The organism is Bacteroides sp. Marseille-P8574, from assembly GCF_902825465.1.
GTDB lineage: Bacteria > Bacteroidota > Bacteroidia > Bacteroidales > Bacteroidaceae > Bacteroides > Bacteroides uniformis.
Genome location: NZ_CADEBE010000001.1, coordinates 2246219 through 2266986, shown reverse-complemented (window position 1 = coordinate 2266986; position 20768 = coordinate 2246219). Strand labels below are relative to the sequence as shown.

Annotated in this window: 22 protein-coding genes, 1 tRNA gene and 1 pseudogene; 3 read left to right on the top strand and 21 right to left on the bottom strand. The window is 45.3% G+C overall.

Annotated elements, in window-relative coordinates; translation table 11 throughout:
- Positions 1 to 129: 129 nt before the first annotated feature.
- Positions 130 to 1026, bottom strand: a complete 897-nt coding sequence (locus HUX74_RS09590) for a DUF4595 domain-containing protein (RefSeq protein ID WP_005831035.1) — start codon at positions 1024 to 1026, stop codon at positions 130 to 132.
- A gap of 321 nt (positions 1027 to 1347) precedes the next feature.
- Between HUX74_RS09590 and HUX74_RS09585 the strand changes: the two genes are divergently transcribed.
- Entirely contained in the window at positions 1348 to 3237 is a 1890-nt protein-coding gene (locus HUX74_RS09585) for an ATP-binding protein (protein WP_174646572.1), read from the top strand.
- A complete protein-coding gene (locus tag HUX74_RS09580) occupies positions 3234 to 3866 on the top strand; it encodes a response regulator transcription factor (protein ID WP_005831042.1) in 633 nt (210 codons plus the stop codon). The genes HUX74_RS09585 and HUX74_RS09580 overlap by 4 nt, the downstream gene beginning before the upstream one ends.
- A 78-nt stretch (positions 3867 to 3944) precedes the next feature.
- On the opposite strand, the gene HUX74_RS09575 is transcribed toward HUX74_RS09580, so the two are convergent.
- From HUX74_RS09575 to HUX74_RS09520, 12 genes are all read right to left on the bottom strand, one after another.
- Positions 3945 to 5177: a DUF4861 domain-containing protein gene (locus HUX74_RS09575; RefSeq protein ID WP_174646571.1), complete on the bottom strand. Its 1233-nt coding sequence runs from the start codon at positions 5175 to 5177 to the stop codon at positions 3945 to 3947.
- 174 nt (positions 5178 to 5351) lie between these two features.
- Entirely contained in the window at positions 5352 to 6155 is an 804-nt protein-coding gene (locus HUX74_RS09570; RefSeq protein ID WP_117601044.1) for a gluconate 5-dehydrogenase, read from the bottom strand.
- Positions 6156 to 6193: 38 nt separating this feature from the next.
- Positions 6194 to 6346 (bottom strand): 5-keto-4-deoxyuronate isomerase, encoded by a 153-nt coding sequence (locus tag HUX74_RS09565; protein ID WP_174646570.1) that lies wholly within the window; start codon positions 6344 to 6346, stop codon positions 6194 to 6196.
- Positions 6347 to 6596: 250 nt separating this feature from the next.
- Positions 6597 to 6670: transfer RNA gene (locus tag HUX74_RS09560), tRNA-Gln, on the bottom strand.
- Positions 6671 to 6794: 124 nt separating this feature from the next.
- Positions 6795 to 8087: a tyrosine--tRNA ligase gene (gene tyrS, locus HUX74_RS09555; protein WP_005834072.1), complete on the bottom strand. Its 1293-nt coding sequence runs from the start codon at positions 8085 to 8087 to the stop codon at positions 6795 to 6797.
- 107 nt (positions 8088 to 8194) lie between these two features.
- A complete protein-coding gene (locus HUX74_RS09550; protein ID WP_174646569.1) occupies positions 8195 to 8860 on the bottom strand; it encodes a TatD family hydrolase in 666 nt (221 codons plus the stop codon).
- Positions 8857 to 9078, bottom strand: a complete 222-nt coding sequence (gene yidD, locus HUX74_RS09545; RefSeq protein WP_005831056.1) for a membrane protein insertion efficiency factor YidD — start codon at positions 9076 to 9078, stop codon at positions 8857 to 8859. Before yidD ends, HUX74_RS09550 begins: the two co-directional genes overlap by 4 nt.
- The gene (rnpA, locus tag HUX74_RS09540; RefSeq protein WP_022400586.1) at positions 9075 to 9491 is read right to left on the bottom strand and encodes a ribonuclease P protein component; all 417 of its coding nucleotides are present in this window, start codon (positions 9489 to 9491) and stop codon (positions 9075 to 9077) included. Before rnpA ends, yidD begins: the two co-directional genes overlap by 4 nt.
- Positions 9492 to 9626: 135 nt before the next feature.
- Entirely contained in the window at positions 9627 to 10379 is a 753-nt protein-coding gene (locus tag HUX74_RS09535) for a uroporphyrinogen-III synthase (RefSeq protein ID WP_005834069.1), read from the bottom strand.
- A gap of 4 nt (positions 10380 to 10383) precedes the next feature.
- Positions 10384 to 11115, bottom strand: a complete 732-nt coding sequence (locus HUX74_RS09530; RefSeq protein WP_117601042.1) for a DUF4271 domain-containing protein — start codon at positions 11113 to 11115, stop codon at positions 10384 to 10386.
- Complete coding sequence (locus HUX74_RS09525; protein WP_117601092.1) at positions 11112 to 11699, bottom strand: TIGR00730 family Rossman fold protein; 588 nt, start codon at positions 11697 to 11699, stop codon at positions 11112 to 11114. Before HUX74_RS09525 ends, HUX74_RS09530 begins: the two co-directional genes overlap by 4 nt.
- Positions 11700 to 11772: 73 nt before the next feature.
- Positions 11773 to 11961, bottom strand: coding sequence for a hypothetical protein (locus HUX74_RS09520; protein ID WP_009037546.1), 189 nt, complete (start codon positions 11959 to 11961; stop codon positions 11773 to 11775).
- Positions 11962 to 12109: 148 nt separating this feature from the next.
- Between HUX74_RS09520 and HUX74_RS09515 the strand changes: the two genes are divergently transcribed.
- Positions 12110 to 12508 (top strand): DUF2809 domain-containing protein, encoded by a 399-nt coding sequence (locus HUX74_RS09515; RefSeq protein WP_117601091.1) that lies wholly within the window; start codon positions 12110 to 12112, stop codon positions 12506 to 12508.
- A gap of 327 nt (positions 12509 to 12835) precedes the next feature.
- Here HUX74_RS09515 and HUX74_RS09510 read toward each other — a convergent pair whose 3' ends face one another.
- The 8 genes and pseudogenes from HUX74_RS09510 to HUX74_RS09480 form a co-directional block, all read right to left on the bottom strand.
- The gene (locus HUX74_RS09510) at positions 12836 to 13108 is read right to left on the bottom strand and encodes a hypothetical protein (RefSeq protein ID WP_009037544.1); all 273 of its coding nucleotides are present in this window, start codon (positions 13106 to 13108) and stop codon (positions 12836 to 12838) included.
- Between the two features lie 3 nt (positions 13109 to 13111).
- On the bottom strand, positions 13112 to 13399 hold the full coding sequence (locus HUX74_RS20750; protein WP_226791268.1) for a hypothetical protein: 288 nt from the start codon (positions 13397 to 13399) through the stop codon (positions 13112 to 13114).
- A 278-nt stretch (positions 13400 to 13677) separates the two neighbouring features.
- Positions 13678 to 15003: pseudogene (locus tag HUX74_RS20745) on the bottom strand (RHS repeat-associated core domain-containing protein); the annotation flags it as partial.
- 270 nt (positions 15004 to 15273) lie between these two features.
- On the bottom strand, positions 15274 to 15681 hold the full coding sequence (locus HUX74_RS09500; protein WP_051642902.1) for an NTF2 fold immunity protein: 408 nt from the start codon (positions 15679 to 15681) through the stop codon (positions 15274 to 15276).
- Between the two features lie 12 nt (positions 15682 to 15693).
- Positions 15694 to 17499 (bottom strand): RHS repeat-associated core domain-containing protein, encoded by a 1806-nt coding sequence (locus HUX74_RS21035; protein WP_117976560.1) that lies wholly within the window; start codon positions 17497 to 17499, stop codon positions 15694 to 15696.
- 62 nt (positions 17500 to 17561) lie between these two features.
- A complete protein-coding gene (locus HUX74_RS09490; RefSeq protein ID WP_118931273.1) occupies positions 17562 to 18092 on the bottom strand; it encodes a hypothetical protein in 531 nt (176 codons plus the stop codon).
- Positions 18058 to 20370, bottom strand: coding sequence for an RHS repeat-associated core domain-containing protein (locus HUX74_RS09485; RefSeq protein WP_254592851.1), 2313 nt, complete (start codon positions 20368 to 20370; stop codon positions 18058 to 18060). The genes HUX74_RS09490 and HUX74_RS09485 overlap by 35 nt, the downstream gene beginning before the upstream one ends.
- Positions 20307 to 20669 carry a hypothetical protein gene (locus tag HUX74_RS09480; protein ID WP_131225637.1) on the bottom strand — a complete coding sequence of 121 codons (363 nt, stop codon included), beginning with the start codon at positions 20667 to 20669 and terminating at the stop codon, positions 20307 to 20309. The genes HUX74_RS09485 and HUX74_RS09480 overlap by 64 nt, the downstream gene beginning before the upstream one ends.
- Between the last annotated feature and the right edge of the window lie 99 nt (positions 20670 to 20768).

Below are 20768 nucleotides of genomic sequence, written 5' to 3'. Positions count from 1 at the left end.
AAAGTTACCAACATCTGCTGTCACAATAAATTCCACATAAAATAAGAAGGGGTTGTCTCGGCAAAAGGCAACCCCTTACATTTTATAGGCTCATGTCCTGTTCCACAAGAATAAACAGATGTTTTATAATTACCAAGTAAATGTACATCTGTATTCATCCCACTGGTCTTTTACAACCAGTTCCGTAGGATAACTGTCGGAATTCAATGTCCATGTAAAATACATATCGGACACAGAGTCCTCGCCATTGTATGTATAATGCCCTACAAGCGGCAGATGTTTCGTAGCCTTACCAAGCATGCCTCCATAATAGGCATATATCATCTCGTCCATATCCACATCCAGTATTTCATCAAACAACATCAGGCAGCCCTTATTCTCGATAGGAGCTGTTATATTATCCGTCGTATAGTCTATAGCAGCACTATACTCCCACTCGTCATTGCTGTCGATAATTCCGTCACCATTGAGATCCCCACTAGCTACATAACGTGTGGAAGTCTTCACCACATCTCCATCCTTATAGGTAATGTTCGTTATTTCACCATCGCTTTCAGAGCGTTTCATTACAACCAGATGGCCTTCAGTGTCGTATTCCATCTCCCAAGTAAACTCATCGGCATCGGGAGTACCAGCGTGGTCTATTGAGTTGCAAAATTCCACATAACCATCGCTGTTGAGCTGCAAGTTCAGTTCTGTAACATCGCCCTCTTCATCCGTCACGGTGATTCTTGCTCGGTCCTTTGCAACATCTGCCTTTGTAGTAGCGGGAAAGTACTCAAAGACGGCTTTATCCCCATCCTCAGTTGTAATGTTCGTCACCAGCCCTTCTTCATTGTGAGAAATCGCCATGCCCGAAACCGACTTCGGAAGCCCTCCCGTAAACACTTGCGAAGGATTGACCACAGTGGCGGTGTTTTCGCCACCCTCACCATTCTCATTTTCGTCATCGTCACTGCAAGCAGTGAATCCCAAGCACAACGCCACACCCAACATGGAGGCAGCCATCATTTTAAACATTTTCATAAGTTACAAATCTTGTTTTATCCCCATCCCTCTAAGGAAAATCCATAATAACAAAAGTATAAGGAATGCCGTCCGTATCTCACGACAACAAGACTCTGCCATTCAAACCCGGACAGATACTTTTGGCCATTTATCATTCCCAGACAAAGCTTAATATTTTTTGCAAAGTAATAAACTTTTCCTTTCACTCCTTGTCACTGAAAAAGGTGATTTTTCAGCCACATACAGAAAAAATTCAGTATCTCCGATAAAAAGCAAAATGAATAAGACGTATATTTGCAACAACTAAGCACAGATTGAATTCCACTAAAATATACCGATATGAGGGTACGCCATACTAAGCTATTATCACTCCTCTTTTCTTTAACCACTATCCTGCTTCACGCCGGAGAAATACCAACAGACACTCTGTTGGCATACTTCTACAACCGGGCAGCCAATCTCATGGAAGAAGGACACTACGATGAAGCGCAACGTAGCTTCGACAGCGCCTTTGCCACCCGGAACGTAAAGCACTCCTTCATGTATCCCATCTTGCTGAACGAACAAGCCACACTACTGATCTATGTGGGAAAAACAGAAGAAGCCTTTGCCATGAAAAAAAATATGCTCCCCTACCTGCCGCAGATAGATGATTTGGAAAAGCACATCAGCGTATACAACGATTTGGGCCTCCTCTACCGTCAGCACCAAATGAATGACTCTACACTCTACTATTACAATAAAGCACTGGACAGTGCCTTGCAATATGGTGACGAAAGCTGGATAGCCCACATCTGCAACAATGTGTCCATCCTATACTTCAATATCAGGCAGCTGGACGAAGCCGAAAAGTATACCGACATGGCCACCGAACATGCCGCCAGAACCGAAGACCCATTCGTAGCTTTCACCACCTGGCAAATCAGGGCAACCATAAAGGCTGAACTGAACAAGCTGGATGATGCTGAAAAATCCAACCGCAAAGCCTGGAACATTGCCTGCCACGGAGAGGGAAACGAAGACCTATGGAAGATACGCTGCCTGCCCGGCATGCTGAGACTCTTTGAACGAAAAGAACAACCCGATTCCATAGACCACTACTTGAAATTGGGGAACAAACTACTACAACGGGTACCATCCAACTCCATCGCTGCCATAGGATTCATACAATCGAGGGCAGCCACCGAAACAAACCGCAAAAACTATGCCCGCGCCTTGAAGGACTTCCACTGGCTGCGTAACCGGAAAACCGGTACCGAGCCCAAAACACTACTTACACAAATGGCACGATGCTACGATGCCTTGGGAAACCCCAAACTGGCTTACACCTACATGGATAGTGCCCGCATGTGGACTGATACACTGGCACAGCACAATCTGACGCAACAAATGGCAGAATTCAACGTGAAATATCACACACAAGAAAAGGAATTGGAGATAGCCCACCTGCAACAAGAAGAACTGGAACACCAAGCCTTCCTTCTAAAAGCCTCCATTGCTGTAGCCCTTCTGTCCGGCCTTGCTCTCATTACTTTGTTGACGCTCCGCCACAAGAAACGAATGGCCGAAAAGAAGATTGAACTGCTAAAGCAAGAAAACGAACTGAACTCGGCACGCCGCTACATTGAAGGGTTGGAAGAGGAATGCAAATATTTTGCCAAGGAACTGCATGACGGTATAGCCAACGACCTGCTGGGGCTGCAAATGAAGATAGAAACTTCTGCCGGCAAAGGGAATGAGCAGGAACTGGCCTCACTCGTCAGCAAACTGAGAAACAACGTGCGGAATATCTCACACGAACTGATGCCTCCCGAATTCGAGCATCTCAGTCTAGACCAGATACTCGACCGTTATGCTGCCAAACTGACCGAGAACACCGGCATAGAGGTCAGCTATCATCCAACGGAGAACAACGCATCACGCCATCTTCCCAATGAAACCGCTTATGAGCTGTACCGCATCGTACAAGAACTCACCATGAACATCGTGAAACATGCCTCAGCCAGTCATATAGTCATCAGTCTCCGTGCCGACAATGAAAATAAATATACCCTGCAAATTACAGACAACGGTAAGAATGCAAACAAGCAACAAACAGCAACAAACAACAATGACGGCATAGGATTGCGCACCGTAAACGACCGTATCAGAGCCATCAACGCTACCGCCAATGTATGCTCGTCAACAGAAAACAACGTTTTCACCCTACTGCTTAACATAAACGAATGAAACCAAACAAAGAAACATACAGAATACTGGTAATAGATGACCACCCGATTGTTGCTGAAGGCATCATCGCATTGGCCTCGCAACTCGAAGGAGTGACGTGCAAAGGAGCCACTTGTGCAAAAGACGTGGAACAACTGACCCTCAAAGAGAGATTCGACCTTTGCATCATTGACCTTGAACTACCGGATATGAATGGATTCCAACTCATATCCCACCTTCACAGCCAGATACCCGAATGCGGCATTTTAATCTATACCATGCATGAAGAACCTTGGATCATAGCCAAATTATCCACCCTAAACATCAACGGAGCTGTTTCAAAAAATGCCAGCACCAGCGAATTGAGAGACGCCATCAGTACACTGAAAAACGGAACCAGATACTTCAGCAATGTTTTCAGCGAACTGGACAAGGAAAAACAAAACACCCTACCACATGCACTTCCCGAATTGTCGAGACGTGAAAAAGAAGTGCTCGCCTATCTCTCGCAAGGACTGAGCACTTCTGAAATATCCCAATTACTATTTCTCAGCATCAATACAATACAGACTTACCGGAAGCGCCTGATGGAAAAACTGGAGGCCAAAAACGTTGCAGAACTTGTCTACAAGGGGAAGAGCTTATTCTGAGAACACTTGTCATTCGCCCGGACAGTTACAAGCCTCCAGCTTCTCAAGCTTCGCCTTCGGAAAAGGAGGAAAATCAACTTAGCGGATACTCACCGTCATCGGATTGCGTACCTTCTGTGCAAATGCCGCCATATAGCTATTCCAGGCTTCAGCCGTCTTGATGTCCGCACGGTCCCAGGCAAAACCCCAGTAATACACGTAGTCGGCACCCGGCTCATAGTCGCTGACAGCCAGTACATGACCGTCCGCATTGTTACGCATCTTCTTCTCCTCTATGGGGAAAAGCACGGTTTTGGCTTCCTTCACAACGGCAGGGAAAGCGGCCCCCATAAATATCTTGCCATTATCCGGTCCGGTAGTGGGGTCTACATACGTCATATAACCACCAGCGGCATCAGCCACCACAGCACCGTCCGGTTCGTGCAGCACAATACCGGTAACAATGGGCAAAGATTCCTTTAGATTGCTATACGAAACGGCAGTACGGTTCAGATGAGAACCGGCATCCAGCGTAATCAGACGTGTTTCCACCACCGCAGTATCCCCTTTCACAGCCAACGGATTGAACTCCAGCTTCACGGTGAAGCGCAACGGACCGTTGTCCAGCACCTCCTGCGTCTTGTAGCACCACGGATAGATAATGGTATCATTCACCATCAATGCAGACACTCCGGCTCCCAATGTTGGGCCTACTGCATAGCAGTCCATGCCATAACCGTGGTCTATATGATAGGAGAATGTGCGTACCAGCTCATCGGCTGCCTTCGGGTCTGTCTTGCGCAATTCATTAACCTGCTTCCAGGAGTCTGCATCCAGTTCCTTGGCATACATGTCTTCCAATACCGGTGCAGCAGTGCCTCGCTTCGTGAACAAGTCGTAGCCGAAACCGCGTTCACCCCTTGCCTGCAATGCAGGACCGTAGGCACGGAAGCCTACCAAGTCGTTCTCCCAGGCCATGTCGTCCAGACGTTCGGGATACTGCCGCCCACAAGCCCTTACCTCCACATCGACGGGAGTACCGGCCTGGACGGTATATGCAGCCGATGCATTGGCGGCTACCGTAGCAGGGAAGATTAATTTGTCATCGTAGGTCACTTGGTAGGGAACCTGTTCCCCTTCGACATTCAGAACCACAATCTGTGCGGTGTCTGCCAAATTCAGGCGGTTTGAGATTTCGGTCATGGACACCTCTACCATCTCATCGGAACGGTCCATCGCCAACGGATTAGTTACCGTAACAGTCACTGTCTTGCTATCGTTACAAGCAAGACAGCAGAGGGCCACCATACATAATAAAAGAAAGTTTCTCATATAATCATTGCTTTTTCCTAATCAGTTGTATAACTTTCTTTTAGGCGCGGATTTCGCGGATTATACGGATTTTCCTTATCCTTTCCGCGAAATCCGCGTAATCCGCGCCCAAAAGAAAAAGGTGACAAGTGACATTATCCTGCCACTTTATCACCTTCTCAATTATCCTTAAATTTATTTCGGTTGCTTTCCGATATAAGCCAAGATACCTCCGTCTACATAGAGGATGTGACCATTTACCGCATTAGAGGCTTCCGATGCCAGGAACACTGCCGGACCGGTAAGTTCTTCCGGATCCAGCCAGCGGCCCGCCGGAGTCTTGGCGCATATGAACGAGTCGAACGGGTGACGGCTACCGTCGGCCTGCTTTTCACGCAACGGAGCAGTCTGCGGGGTAGCGATGTAACCCGGGCCTATACCGTTACATTGAATGTTATATTCACCATATTCAGAGCAGATGTTACGAGTCAGCATCTTCAAGCCACCCTTGGCAGCAGCATAGGCCGATACAGTCTCACGACCCAGTTCGGACATCATAGAGCAGATATTGATAATTTTACCGTGGCCCTTCTTCATCATGGCAGGCAGAACAGCCTTTGATACGATGAAGGGAGCATTGAGGTCGATATCGATTACACGGCGGAAGTCAGCAGCCTCCATCTCGTGCATAGGAACACGGCGGATGATACCGGCATTGTTTACAAGGATATCAACGGAGCCTACTTCTTTTTCAATCTGGGCTACCATAGCCTGAACAGCAGGTTCATTAGTCACGTCACATACATAACCGTGTACTTTGATACCCTTTGCAGCATATGCAGCCAGTCCTTTGTCTACCAACTCCTGGTTGATATCGTTGAAACAGATAGTTGCTCCTTGCTCTGCAAAAGCTGAAGCGATAGCAAAACCGATACCATAAGAAGCACCTGTAACAAGGGCTACTTTACCTTCCAAAGAAAAATTCAAATACGGATTCATAACGTTAAATTATTAAGTTTAAATAAGTGATATTCTATTTATGTACGATTTGCAAGTAGTTTATACTCAATGGAAACTTTATTTTGGGAGAATTCCTTCCCTATAAGGAAATCGCAGCGAATGCTTTTCGTATCGTAGCTTTTCACATCATCGGGATGCTCAGCATAGCGAATTTCATAGCTCGTTTTCATGATTGCACTACATTTAATAGGTTATAACTTCAGCCATCAAATACACATCGTTTGCGTACACGATGCAAATGTAACAAAAGAAAATGGAGAAACCGTATAAATTTGTGTCAATTATATAGCAATATCGTTCAAAGATTCGTAAAAAGAAAAAAACTATACCTATAGCGCCAACAAGAGAGGAAAAGAATAACAAAAAAACCCACTAAAACTTGCGATTTTAGTGGGTTTTTAGCTGTAAATAGCTGTATCGTGGTTGGACTACCAGGATTCGAACCTGGACAAACAGAACCAAAACCTGTTGTGCTACCATTACACCATAGTCCAAACATAGGGCTTTCTGTTAAAAAGCGGTGCAAAGATAAAAGGAAGCCCCGAAATATCCAAATATTTCGGGGCTATTTTTACTGCCGAAGCATTATTTCCTTAATTACTTCTCTTTAGGATACCGCTATTTGGCGATAATCAGATAGTAATTCTTCTTGCCGCGCTGTACCAGCAGGTATTTTTCGTCCAGCAGGTCGGCTGTCGTAATCACCTGGTCGAAAGCAGCCAGTTTCTCCTTATTCAGAGAAACGCCACCGCCTTGCACCAGCTTACGCATCTCGCCCTTGGAAGCGAATACAGCAGCATTATCCACGAACAAATCCACCGCCTTCACACCGGCAGCCAGTGCATCACGGGATATTTCGAACTGGGGAACACCCTCGAACACAGCCAGCAGCGTATCTTCGTCCAACTTCTTCAGTGCATCAGAAGTTGCATTGCCAAACAAGATGTTGGATGCATCCACAGCAGCATTATAGTCCTCTTCGGAGTGAACCATGATAGTCACTTCCTTGGCCAGACACTTCTGAAGGACGCGCAAATGGGGAGCAGCCTCGTGCTCGGCCGTTAGAGCGTCAATCTCCTCCTTGGACAGTGCAGTGAATATCTTTATGTAGCGTTTGGCATCCTCGTCGCTCACGTTCAGCCAGAACTGGTAGAACTTATATGGAGAAGTGTAGCGCGGGTCGAGCCAGATGTTTCCGGACTCTGTCTTGCCGAACTTGCCACCGTCGGCCTTCGTAATCAGCGGGCTGGTCAGTGCAAACACCTCCCCGCCGTTCGTACGGCGAATCAGCTCGGCACCGGTAGTGATGTTACCCCACTGATCGCTGCCACCCATCTGGAGCTTGCAGCCTTTGGTTTCATACAGATGAAGGAAGTCGTATCCCTGCAACAGTTGGTAGGTGAATTCCGTGAAGGAAAGACCGTCACGTGCCTCACCGTTCAGACGCTTCTTTACAGAATCTTTCGCCATCATATAGTTCACGGTGATGTGCTTACCCACTTCACGGGCAAAATCGAGGAAAGTGAAGTTCTTCATCCAATCGTAGTTGTTCACCAACTCGGCACGGTTGGGGGCATCCGAATCAAAATCCAGGAACTTGGAGAGCTGAGCCTTCATACCGGCCAGATTGCGCTGCAACGTCTCTTCCGTAAGCAGATTGCGTTCTGCAGACTTTCCGGAAGGGTCACCAATCATACCCGTAGCACCGCCAATCAGTGCCAACGGCTTGTGTCCGCAACGCTGGAAGTGACGCAAAATCATCACACTGCAAAGGTGCCCGATGTGCAAAGAGTCCGCAGTAGGGTCGAAACCAATGTATGCAGTCACTTGTTCCTTAGCCAGAAGTTCTTCCGTACCCGGCATCATATCGTGGAGCATGCCACGCCATCTTAATTCTTCTACAAAATTCATCGAATGATTAAGTTATCTGATTAATTATTTAAGTGATTATCTATGAATTGTTTGATTCCTATTTTAATCTGCGCAAAAATACGACTCTTTATTCGAAGAAACAACTCTTAGGGTTTAAAAAAGACTTTGCAGACATTTCTCCGGAGTGTTTCTCCAAGCTCCTCGGGAGAGATGCCGCGCACTTCGGCAGCGCGTGCATACAATTCCCCGATGGAAACTTCACTTTCATCCGTTTCGATGAACAGCCGGTCGGCAGGTACCCGGCACAAGGCTGCTTCCTGGTATTTCTCCCCGAATGAAAGATAAAAGCCATGTTTCAGATATTCCTCCGCCGGCGCCGCCTTGCCACGGAAACCATGTATTATCCACGGATTCGACGGGCGCAAGTCCCGCTTCACCTTCAGCAGTTCATCAACCGCCTTCACCAGATGAATCACCAGCGGCTTTCCCACTTCCTCTGCCAAACATGCCTGGTGTCTGAACACTTCCACCTGCAAATCCATCGGAGCATCTGCCAGCTTGTCCAGCCCGGCTTCGCCCACGGCAAGTACTTGGGGATGACGCACTAACTCCTCCAGGCCGCACACCCTGCTAGCCACAGCACCTTCAACTCCTGAGTGTTCACCTCCACTCCGACCTATATGCCAGGGATGTATCCCCACCGAATACCATCCGCCGCTCTGTGGAGAGAACGTTTCGGGATAGCAATTTGCAATGGCAGTTCCGGGTATTTGCGGAAACCGGTGTGTATGTATGTCTACTGGAATATTCATGGAACGGGATCATATCCGGAACCTCCCCAGGGATGGCAGCGCAGAATGCGCCTTACTGCCAGACAAAACCCCTTGAAAGGTCCGTGTTTCTTGATGGCCTCCACCGCATATTGCGAACAAGTGGGGGTAAAACGGCATGAAGGCCCTATCATGGGCGATATGCACTTCTGATAGAAATAGATGGGAAGCAGCAGCAGATATGAAAGCAGACGCTTCATGACACCTGCGGAGTTTGCTCGGCTTCAGCATTTGCCGCTACCTTCTCGGCAATGCGTGCCAAAGCTGTCTTCATACGGTCCTCAATGACAGAAGAGTCTACCAACTGGTCCGAAAGATAGATAAAGGCCACGGCCAGACGGCACTTTTTTTCCGTCAGCACGGCCAGCAGTCCGTGTTTGTTCATGCGGTAGGCTTCACGTATCTGGCGTTTCACGCGGTTGCGCTTCACCGCCCGCTTGAAACGGCGTTTCGAAACACTTACAAGAATGGAAACGGGTGCCTCCAGCTCCTCCACCGGCAGATACACCACACGCAAAGGGAAAACCGAAAACGAGCGTGAGCCGCCCGCAAACATCTTCTCTATCACTTTCTTCTTGTCCAACCGTTCGGACTTACGCAAGGTATTTGGCATGAGAAACAAGGATTAGGGATTAGGGATTAGGGATAAAGGATTAGGGATAAAGAATAAAGGAGGTGGAGGTGAATAGGTTCTTTCATCCTTTATCCTTAATCCCTAATCCTTATTTCTCTCTTTATTTCTCTCTTTTTACTTTCCTTTATTATTCTCCTTGATAAACATGTCAAGCGCCGCCGTCATTGAGGGTGCCTGCACGCTGGGAGCTTCCAGGTCAAGACGAAGTCCGGCATCACGGACTGCCTGGGCAGTGGTAGAGCCGAATGTTCCGATCTTGATTTCCTTCTGGTCAAAATCAGGGAAATTCTTCTTCAAGGCACTGATGCCTGCCGGACTGAAGAACACCAGCATGTCATAATCAAAAGCCTCATCTGCAGCAAAGTCATTGCTGACAGTACGGTACATGACAGCTTCCGTGTGCTGAATCTTATTCTTATCCAGCAGATTCTTCACGTCATCATTGTGTACATCCGACATTGGTACCAAGTACTTTTCAGTCTTATGCTTAACAATGGAAGGTATCAAATCGTCAATCTTCCCGGTGTTTCCGAAGAAAATCTTACGCTTACGATACTGCACATACTTTTGGATATACAGAGCAACGGCCTCCGTCACGCAGAAATACTTCATTGTTTCGGGAATTGTCACACGCAATTCTGTACACAAGTGGAAGAAATGATCAATAGCATGACGCGAAGTAAAAATAACGGCAGTATGATCCAAGACCGAAATTTTCTGTTGTCTGAACTCTTTCGCTGAAAGGCTCTCCACTTTGATAAATGGGCGAAAATCTATTTTCACACCATACTTCTCGGCGATGTCGTAGTAAGGAGATTTCTCTGATGCCGGTTTCGGCTGCGACACAAGTACTTTCTTAATTTTCAACGTCCTAAAATTTTATTATCAAATAACTGTTTAGCTGCATCACACCTTGATATAACACAAAACAAGGCATGATTTCAAGGGCACAAAAGTACAAAATTAAAAGTAAACCGCCATATAAATTGTTACAAAAAAGCTTTAACCACTTGTATAACATCAATATTTTAGCAAAAAAGGCTAAAATCAATCCGATTATTATCGTCAGCTGCAAACTCAAATCAAAATAGACTATGAACAGAGCAAACGGGAAAAGGGCGAATCCCAAGTAATAAAGTAGCGTAGAATAGGACTCAAGCCATAGCGTTGTAACACTTTCGTCAAAAAAAATCCAACCCAGAAAAGAGTAAAGCATCCACTTCAAGCACAAATAGAGAAGACACATACCGATGTAAATCCCCAATAGAAGTCCCGGCGGCACATGGTGTACCAGTTCCGGCTGTATATCATTGAAGTAGTTGAAGATACAGACGCCTGCTAGGATGCAGGTCTGCAGGATGAGCAGCAGCAGATAGCGCATATCGGCGGCTGTGGAAGTGGCAAATATGCTGGTACGTTCGCGATGAAGCAGGAAATCCTTCACCAGTTGCAGCAGGAACTTGCGGCTGCGTGACAAGACATAGGCCGACAGAAAGAAACAGCACAAAAGGACCACGGTGATGCCATCGTCCATTCTCGGAGAATATGGAATAGGAATCCCCTCCGTCCCCACTACTGCCCAAGCCATCAACAGCCCTATCATATTGCAGCGAATTTACGGATGGAGGCGTCCCACAAGGGAGTGGTATATATCAGTTCCACGGCTTCCTGCGGTGTCTGCGCCACATGCCAGATGGCACCGTGCTGCACGCGCATGAAGTTTTCGTCCACCGCCTGCCGGAGCATATCGAGCAGAGGGTCGAAATAGTTCTTGACATTCAGTATCACAATCGGGTTCAGATACAGTCCGAGTTGCTTCCAAGTGATGATTTCCAGCAGTTCTTCCAGGGTGCCGCAACCACCGGGCAGGGCGATGACGGCATCGCTCAAGTCGGCCATTGTCTTTTTCCGTTCGTGCATGCTTTCCACTTCCACGAGTTGGGTAAGTCCGGTGTGATGCCATCCCTGCTCCACCATGAAGCGGGGAATGACGCCCGTCACCTCTCCCCCTGCCCGGAGTGCCGCATCGGACACAGCGGACATCAGTCCCATATTTCCCGCACCATTAATCAAGCGAATTTGCCGCTGCCCCAGCAGAGTGCCCAACTCACGGGCTGCATCGAAATAAACGGAATCTATCTTTGTGCTCGAAGCACAATATACGCATACGGAATTTATCTTGTTCATCATCTTGCCACACCCTTTTTTAGGTATCGCCACAAAGGTACATGATTTCGGGGAGATTTGAAACAAGAGAGTCTTATTTCCAAAGTTCTTCCGGATTTGTGGTGCGGACGCTGTTCTCGAACAGCCATTGGGTGCCACCGCTCCGAACGGTAAATCCGACGGGAATAGGTGCAAGTCTCCGGTCACCCGGCAAGGGGTCGCCTGTTTCATCGTCCATGCGGCTCAGTTCATGCATGCTGTACCAATAGTTATTTTTGGCCATATACGTGTCATAGTATTGCCCTTCATTTGCTTTTCTGTTTATAGCCTTACACAGACCGTTCGATAGGAAAAAATACGAAAAAGCTCTTCCTTCTCACTCATATCTGTCAATTTTCCATAAATTTGCAATGGACCTAAAACATCATGATGTGAAATACAAACGTTGGATTTACTTAACCGTCACTTTCGTCATCATATTGGCAGGACTTGCTTCCCGGAAATATGGCAATGCATTGCCTAAATTTATTGCAGAGTATATTGGCGATACACTTTGGGCAGCTATGGTCTATTGGGGATTACGCTTTCTCTTCCCTTCGGCATCCATACTCAAAGTGGCCGCAATCTCCTTACTGTTTTCTTATTGCATAGAAATCAGCCAATTATACCAGGTCGATTGGGCGAATGCCATACGAAACACCACGCTCGGAGCATTGGTCTTCGGGCATGGATTTTTATGGTCGGATATGATATGTTATACTGTCGGGGTAATGTTATCTGCCACCGTAGATTCTTGCGCTTCCTTTTCTTCTTCGGATGAAGCAGTATAAAAACAAGACGCGGACAAAGGAACACAGATTCTATGCAAGCCGCTATTATCCCCGCCAAAAGCATTCGTAGGACACATTTCACGAGGCTACACCTTTTACTCCGGATGGCTACACCCTTTCTATGCGATGGTATAGCCATCTGCAAAAAAGGGTGTAGCCCGGCACGGAGGATAGTTACAACATTAGAAATGGTATGACTGTTATATGACAAAAAAATATCCTAACATGCAAGATATGGGATATCTGATGTTAGGATAACGATAAAAATAGTCAATTCATATCAAGGCAAGACGGCCTAATTATCAATACAAAAGAGACTGCGTTTGTTTATGATAAACTGCATTTTTCTTTTGAAGATTTACGGCTATTGACAAGAGAAGCTACTAAATAAAAGATATTAATGATTACATAGCATAGAAAAAACTTCCACACTTTAATCGTTTCTTTTAGCCACTCCTCAACCCATAAGATATCAATCTTATCCCCACATCGATTTTCAATCTCATATTTATAACTAATTTCACAATTAATAATTGCGTATATAATTAATAATGAAAGAATTATTGATGTGGCAACAAACACAATTCTAAGCCATTTCATAATCTATCTTGTTTTATAAACTACACCTCCTGGTTTGGATATTCTCACTAAATGATTCTGCATTGATATTGGAAGAACAAATCTGTTGACAATAGGAATAGTAGTCCATGTTCCCAAATTACTTGTTTGTTGTAGCCTTGTCCCTTTCAGAGCATTTGACCCACTTTTATTCAACACGTCAGATACCATTGTTGTACAATTATTACTTGTCAGCTTATATTCATCAATAATACGAGCAGAAGAACTGTTATAATAATCACTTTTAGGATTATCTGGCATTGTAGTTGACATATTAATTAAACTTTTCGTCTAAAATATTAGCAACTTTTTCATCTGCCACATCTGTTACTACAAATACAGACATTCCACCAGCTGCTTTTTTTGTCATTGTAAGCTTTTGCTTCATCCCCCATTAACTTTAAAAGAACACCGGAACCATTTCCTAAAGAATTAGAGCTTCTATCTGGCCCTTTATTAGTTCCATTGTATCGTCCGTAGCTATAAACAGTCATATTAGATCCTTCACCAACACTAATCCATGTGTGACCAAAGGACTGAGTTTCAGTGCAAATTCTAATACTATCTCCATTCACATCAATATTAACAACCGGACTATTCGCCCCGTACTGATACGGAGACATCGAATAATACTTCTCGGCAAATCTGTCATTAGTCGTAAACCTTCCTAACGCCGTATCATAATGTCTCGCCCCATAATCATACCAATTCAAACCCTTCTTCGTATCAAACTCCTTACCGTTATACTTGTAAGGCTGGGTATTGCCTGCAGTGGCAAATACACCACCGAAAGGGTAGTAATGGTTAGTTTCCTCCACAGTGCCAGACTGGTTGATCACTACACGGTTGTTACCCTAATAGTCCTTCAGATAGTAATGATACTGCTGGGTACCGGCCAGGTTGATGTAACCCTCTTCTGTGAGTAACAACTTCTGAGTACCGTTTTCATAGATCACATTACCGCAATAGTCAGTCGTTGTGGTTGTACTGCCTATCTTATGGACTGTTCTCAGTTTCGTGCCGTCAGCACCATAAGTATAGGTAATCGTGCTACCATCACTGAACGATACCGTACTGGGCAAATTTAATACATTATATTGAATATCGGCAATTCCCTTATTCAAATCTTTTGTTAAATTACCATTGGCATCGTAGGCATACTCCCCTGCGACGCTTGCACCGTTCACAAAGGCAGTGTTTGTACCGTATGCAGCGGTACTCACCGCATCCTCCACACAGCTCAACTGATTACCGGTCAATGTGTAAGTCAGGTTATCAAGCAGGCCGTAGGCACTGGCACCAGTCTGGCCATAACGTTGCAAACTCTTGATGTTACCGTTCTTGTCATAACCCGTAACGTTCTCCGAGAAGCGGTTCGCATTCGTGCTGATACTTGCTGTCTCGCCATAGGTAGCGTTCAGCATCCGGTCAAGACCGTCATAAGTGAATTTGTAACCACGGACTGTACTTTCGTTCCCGGACTTCCAGGTCATGCTGCTGATGCTGCCGTTGTACTTCGCAGTACCCACACCCGTGTTGTAGTACAGGTTCTGCGTGAAGCGTGTGCCGCTGATTCCCGTCAGCCAGCTACGCAGGTTGTAGGTATAAGTCAGCTTGTTGGTGCTCGTACCGTGATACTGCTTGGTCAGTAAACGACCGAAGTTGTCATAAGTCGCATCGTACAGAGTAATCGCAGTGCTGCCAAGACTATGCTGCACTTTGCTTATTCTGTCCGCATGGTCGTAGGTATAGGTATATACTTCCGTGCGCGTGGTCTTTCCGCTGGCAGTATGTGTATGTGTCACACCAGACGGCTTGTTGGAGAAAGTATAAACCGTACTTGTGATGTCGTAGCCACTGAGCAAGTTGTTCTGCACAAGCACGGTAGGACTGGAAGAAGGATTCCCCCCTGCAGGGTCAGCCGTCCCAGACTGTCGTACAAATAATACATATAGGAAATGTTATCCAGATAGGAAGTGCCCGTGCTGTTAAGCATCCGGAGAGTACGGATGTAGTCCTGCATGACCTACATCATTTGATAGACCTAAAAAACTATCCTAACATACAAGATATAGCATATCTGATGTTAGGATAGTAATTAAATAAATCTCATTGAAAAAAGGCAACTTATATTAGAGTAATATTTTTTATTTAGTATGCAAAAGCTTTATAATCTCACCATTACTTTTTCTTATTTCCACATAAGATTGTCCACAGAAAGTCAGCGCACTATCATTTCCATTAGGAATATGCCCTTCTATTACCCATATTCCATTTACCAAGTTAACAGAAAAAGGTTTTTCTTTCTCTATACTTTCCTTTCCATAAATTTCCAATAGTACGCATTCCGCTATCTTTACTGCAATATCCGCTGTAGGTATAAATCCCTCTGCAGGAACATAGCTTTTCATATCAGTATAAAAATCTGTTGAGAGACTATCATTCATTACATACTCAATCTGTTGAGATGATTGTTGATCTTCTCCGACCTTCGATGTACTGTTTGTACATGACATCGCAAATAGCATTAAAGCAAAAAAATAAGTCCTATACATATTGCTATCTTTTTAAAATACCCAATGAATATGTTCTCTCTGGCTAACAGGAATGTTTAAATCTGGCTTTTGTAGCAATTCTTTCATTCTTTGTTTACCCTTTTCAGCAGGAATATCTTTCGGATTAATATTATTCTTTCGTTTAGGATCTTTGGGATCACTAGGAAGATCACTAGTCACTATTGATGTTTTCTTACTATAAGGATTATATTCTAACAAATCGCCACTCGGCGTAGCCAAATAACCATTTTCTTTTGTTTTCTCAATATATTTTATATCAGCTTTTGAGAATTTATTATTTATATGCTCTGCGTCCGCGTCTCCATGCGAATGAATCGATCCTACAAATCTCTCACCGTTAGGAGGTAAGCTTATAGATACGCTGTGCTCTCCTTCATTGGCTGCACTATAAGAATATCCCTTTAGCTTTCCCTTTTGCTTAACTTCATAAATAGAAGAGCCCATTTCACGTTTACGTATAATAGATGCACCATTATAATACATACCCCAATCTTTAGCTGCTGCTCTTTTAGTCTTAAACAGATCACCAGGAGCATATTCCATACCATTTGGGTCTATGAACTTTACCGGATTATCGGCACAATAAGTATACGGACTCATCGAATAATATTTCTCCGCCAACGGGTCATTCGTCGTAAACCTTCCCAACGCAGCATCATAATGTCTCGCCCCATAATCATACCAGTTCAAACCCTTCTTCGTATCAAGCTCCTTACCGTTATACTTGTAAGGCTGGGTATTGCCTGCAGTGCCAAACACACCACCGAAAGGGTAGTAATGGTTCGTTTCCTCCACAGTACCTGACTGGTTGATTACTACACGGTTGTTACCTTGATGGTCCTTCAGATAGTAATGATACTGCTGGGTACCGGTCAGGTTGATGTAACCCTCTTCGGTGAGCAACAACTTCTGAGTACCGTTTTCATAGATCACATTACCGCAGTAGTCAGTCGTTGTGGTTGTACTACCTATCTTATGGACTGTTCTCAGTTTCGTGCCGTCAGCACCATAAGTATAGGTGATTGTGCTACCATCACTGAACGATACCGTACTGGGCAAATTTAATACATTATATTGAATATCGGTAATTCCCTTATTCAAATCTTTTGTTAAATTACCATTGGCATCGTAGGCATACTCCCCTGCGACGCTTGCACCGTTCACAAAGGCAGTGTTTGTACCGTATGCAGCGGTACTCACCGCATCCTCCACACAGCTCAACTGATTGCCGTTCAGGGTGAGAGTCAGGTTGTCTATCAGGCCGTAGGAGGTTGAAGAGAGTTGCCCGTAACGCTGCAATCCCTTGATATTGCCGTTCTTGTCATACCCCGTAACGTTCTCCGAGAAGCGGTTCGCATTCGTGCTGATACTTGCTGTCTCGCCATAGGTAGCGTTCAGTACTCTGTCAAGACCGTCATAAGTGAATTTGTAACCGCGGACTGTACTTTCGTTCCCGGACTTCCAGGTCATGCTGCTGATGCTGCCGTTGTACTTCGCAGTACCCACACCCGTGTTGTAGTATAAGTTCTGTGTGAAGCGTGTGCCGCTGATTCCCGTCAGCCAGCTACAAACATTGTAAGTGTACGACTGCTTGTTGGTGGCGGAACCGTGCAGCAACTTGGTGTACAATCGCCTGAATTTGTCGTAATCGCAGTCGTAGAGGGTTATCTTGCTGCCTCCCAATGTATGCTCCACCTTGCTCACCCTGTCAGCATAGTCGTAGCTGTAAGTGTATACTTCCTCTCTTGTAGTCTTTCCGGAAGCGGGAAGTAAATAAAAAACTATCCTAACATGCAAGATATAGTAATATCTGATGTTAGGATAGCAATTAAATAGATTATTTCAAGAATATAAAATACTTATTTATTTAAGATATACAAAACTCCAGTTTCGCAATCTGTATTAAGATAAACTCCATGATGAAATAACAAATAAATCAAATATTTTTCTTCTGGATATGACAAACCAACAGAAAGTACACCTTTCTCATTAAAAAGCAAAGAAATAAGATTTTCTACTTTTCCTTTATAAATTGAATCTATGTATGGCTGTGGAGTTACCATACAGTCCATTTCCTTTAGTGAACAAAATGTAATGCTGTCTATACCCAATGTCTGTTCTAATAAAATTGGAAAAAGTTCATATCGATATTTCTTATTAGCTACCCCATCATTCAGAAATAGGTACATATCTCCTTCTCTTGGAACTATCGAATATACACTATCTTTGTATTCTATATTCATTGCAACAAAAGGACTTTGCCAAGTAGAATCAACAAACATATCTTCATACCTCTCACTTGTTTTATGTACACACATTACAAATAAGAGATTAATACCCAACATAAGGATAATCTTATTCCAACAGTTTTTGGGGTATTTTCCTTCCACGATATTCCGTTCTTTTTGCATCTCCTGTTCTTTTTCTAATTTTATTCTCAGTATTAATAGCACGAATTTCTCTCATGGGTATTCCATTTCCTATATTTTCATAAGACATAATACCTTTATCTACATCCGACGAATGCTGTAACTCATGGCTTAAACCAATTCTTGGTGTCCGATGATTTCCATTAATATCCGTTTTAACATCAGGGTCATAATTTATAATGCTTCCTTGCGGAATGTCTTTTTTAGCTTTTTCTCTATCAAATCCTGAAGAATTAGACTTTCCTCGTTTAGTCCTTGTTATTGAATGAACATTCTTACTTTTCTCCAGTTCAATAATCATCTCACCAATTTCCTTATCATCCTTCTTAAGTTGCTGCAAATCTGCTTTCACGTCCTTTTGATACTTGGTATCAAATCCAAAAAACATTCTCACATTATCTATCAAGCCATTAGGATTAGGATTTACAACAATTGTATCTCCATTCACATCTATGTTATTTACCGGATTATTCGCCCCATACTGATACGGTGACATCGAATAATACTTCTCTGCAAACCTGTCATTCGTCGTAAACCTTCCCAACGCAGCATCATAATGTCTCGCCCCATAATCATACCAATTCAAACCCTTCTTATTGTCAAACTCCTTGCCGTTGTACTTATAAGGCTGAATACTGCCTGCACTTGCAAACACTCCTCCAAAAGGATAGTAATGGTTCGTTTCCTCTACCGTGCCGCTCTGGTTGATGACTACCCGGTTATTACCCTGATGGTCTTTCAAGTAATAGTGATACTTGCTGTCGCTCAAAGTAACATAGCCTTCTTCCGTCAGCAAAAGCTTCTGCACTCCGTTTTCATAGATCACATTTCCGCAGTAATCCGTCGTGGTGGTAGCGCTGCCTATCTTATGGACTGTTCTTAGCTTTGTGCCGTCAGCTCCATAGGTATAGGTAATTGTACTTCCGTCACTGAAGGTTACTGCATTCGGCAAATTTAAACAATTATACGATATGTTGGTAATTCCCTTGTTTAAATCTTTAGTTAAATTGCCGTTCGCATCGTAGGCGTACTCGTTCGCCTGCTTCATGCCGTCCTTGAACTCGAAGCCTCCACCGTAAGTGGAAGCCGTCACCGCATCATCCACACGGTTCAACCGATTACCGTTCAGGGTAAAGGTCAAGTTGTCTATCAAGCCGTAGGCAGAAGCTCCGGTCTGCCCATAACGTTGCAATCCCTTGATGTTGCCGTTCTTGTCATAGTTTGTAACGTTCTCGCTGAAACGGTTGGCATTCGTGCTGATGCCTGCCGTTTCCCCATAAATAGCATTCAGCAGACGGTCCAGACCGTCGTAGGTGAACTTATAGCCGCGGACGGTGCTTTCATTGCCTGCCTTCCAAGTCATGCTGCTGATGCTGCCGTTGTACTTCACTACTCCGTTTCCGGTGTTATAATACAGATTCTGCGTGAACTTGCTTCCGCTGACCCCCGTCAGCCAGCCGCGGATGTTGTAAGTATAGGTCTGCTTGTTTACGGCACTGCCATGCAGCGACTTCGACTGTAGACGGCCCAGGTCGTCATAGACATTGTTCACGAGCGTAACCTCTCCCAAAGCATCCAACTTGTGCTTCACCGTCAACAACCTGCCTGCATGGTCATAGGAGTATGTACGGACTTCCGTACGGGCAGCCTTGCCTTGGGCAGTATGAACATGGCGCAACCTGGTAGGCTGGCCGGTAAAGTTATAGGCCGTGTATTCCGTTTCCTTGCCTCCCAGGGAATTGGAACTTTGCCGTTGGACGGGCCGTGAACGGCGGTCATAATACACCACACTGTAAAGCTGTCCGGCGCCGTCCCCGGCCAAGCCCGTCACGCTGCCCGTAAGCATTCCCCGGGCATCGGATTTGGTGCCGTATCCGGAGGACTCCATGGAACTGTCGTAGGCATAGGCGGGGAAACCGTTCTTGCCAAGAAAGTCATAGTTGTCGTAGTAGTTCACTGTGAGCAGCCTGCTTCCCGAAAGTGCACGGACGGTTCCACCCACTTTCACGGCATATCCCTTATAGCTTCCGCTGCCCGTGAATTCCGCTTCCACCGCACTTCCGTCCACCGGCAGGGGCTCGGAGCAGAGGCCGGAAAGCACTGTACGGCCCAAAGCGTCGGGAATGGTGAAGCGCCATCTGCCTTGTCCCTTCAAGTTGCCGTCCTGCACGAAAATCAGACGGTCGGCCTTGTCGTAGACATAGCGCACGGCATCACATCCGGGCAGCTTCCTCCACACGCAGCGGTCGCGGCTGTCGTACTGATAGCAATAGGCCAGTGCATCCTTTCCTGTGAGATTCCCTCGTCCCGCAGGCGCGAGGGAAGGACGAAACGGAGATTGTCCCGGTTGTCGTAGACATAGTAGGTGTCGTGGTTGTCGCTTCCGATGACCCGGCGCTGCAATACCATACGTCCCAGCTTGTCGGTGAATAGGCAGGAAACGTTCCTGTCCTCGTCCGTGGTGCGCACAATGTAAAGATTGCCCGAAGAGCAGTTCCCTGATTTGGAAAGCGTGGCGTTCCTACCTGTCCCGTTCACTTTATAGGCTATGCGGTTCAATAAAGCTCCGCCCGGAACGTTCGTCAGGTATGAAATAAAATTCCCTGCTTATAGAGATGGGGCAATATAAGCAGGGAA